Genomic DNA, 1,176 nt, shown 5'->3' with positions numbered 1-1,176 from the left:
AAAGATAAGCAGGCCCTAACATTATTGAAAAGGTGTGTTGACCAAAAACTTGAAAGACAAGCCAGGCTGCCACAGTTATAAATACACAAGCTATTAGAAATAAAATGTTTTTTAACATCCAATGTTCTCAAAATTAAAAGAGCTACTAATTTAGCTCTTTTGTTCAACTTTAGCCTAACTCTTTCACATACAGCACAAGTGCACTGTACATTACGCTAAGTGCCTTTGTTACATCACTGTCTATAACGGCTTCTGCTGGGTGATGGCTTATGCCGCCAGGGCTGCGTATAAACAACATACCAACAGGGCAAATAGGAGCTATGGCCATGGCGTCGTGCCCAGCGCCTGAGGCAAGTGAAGGTGAGGCTTGGTTATTAAGTTTGCATGCACTAGTAAATAAGTGCTGAATTTTAGTGTCGCACGCTACGGCATCGGCGGCATGTGTCCATTGCCAATCGAGCGTTAAATTACGCGATGTTGCAATTTGATCTGCGCGGGTATGTATTGCATTAAGTAATATGGCTAGGTCGTCATCGCTTTGAGCGCGTGCATCTAGGCTAATGGTGGTTTTACCTGCAATAACGTTTGTAGCGCCTGGGCGTGCTTGAATTTGCCCAACGGTGGCTACTTCGCCATTACTCGCATCTTTTGCTAGTTGCTCTATGGCAAGCGTCAGTTCGGCGCAACCTGCTAACGAATCCTGACGCAAATTCATAGGTGTGGTACCAGCGTGTCCGCTTTGACCTGTTAGGGTGATCATAGCGCGCTTTGCCCCTGCAATGGCAGTGACTATGCCTAACGCCTGATTTACCGACTCAAGCACGGGGCCTTGCTCTATGTGGGTTTCCCAGTAACCGAGTAACTCATTTTTGTTTAGTGCTGCTTTTGCATAGTTTGCAGGGTTTAAACCAAAGTCGAGCATGGCTTGGCGCATAGTAATGCCGTTTGTATCTTCTATATTTAACCACTGCGGGTCAAACTCGTTTGCCAGTGCTTTTGAGCCAATTAATGTGGTGGCAAAGCGGGTGCCTTCTTCATCACAAAAACCTACTACATCTAAATGAAACGGCAAATCAAGCTTAAGTGTATGTGCAAGAGCGGCTATTTCAATACCGAGTAGCACACCTAAAATGCCATCAAATGCACCGGCATTGGGTACGGTGTCTAGGTGAGAGC

At 45.7% G+C, this 1,176-nt stretch carries 1 protein-coding gene; it reads right to left on the bottom strand.

The genetic code is table 11. The annotated features are described in order from the left end of the window. Nucleotides 1-169 precede the first annotated feature (169 nt). On the bottom strand, nt 170-1,176 hold a 1,007-nt coding region (locus CWC11_RS20220; RefSeq protein ID WP_138684124.1), incomplete at its 5' end, for a Zn-dependent hydrolase.

The sequence above is a fragment of the Pseudoalteromonas sp. S3178 genome (assembly GCF_005886985.1).
Taxonomy (GTDB): Bacteria; Pseudomonadota; Gammaproteobacteria; order Enterobacterales; family Alteromonadaceae; genus Pseudoalteromonas; species Pseudoalteromonas carrageenovora.
This window is presented reverse-complemented; position numbering and strand designations above follow the sequence as displayed.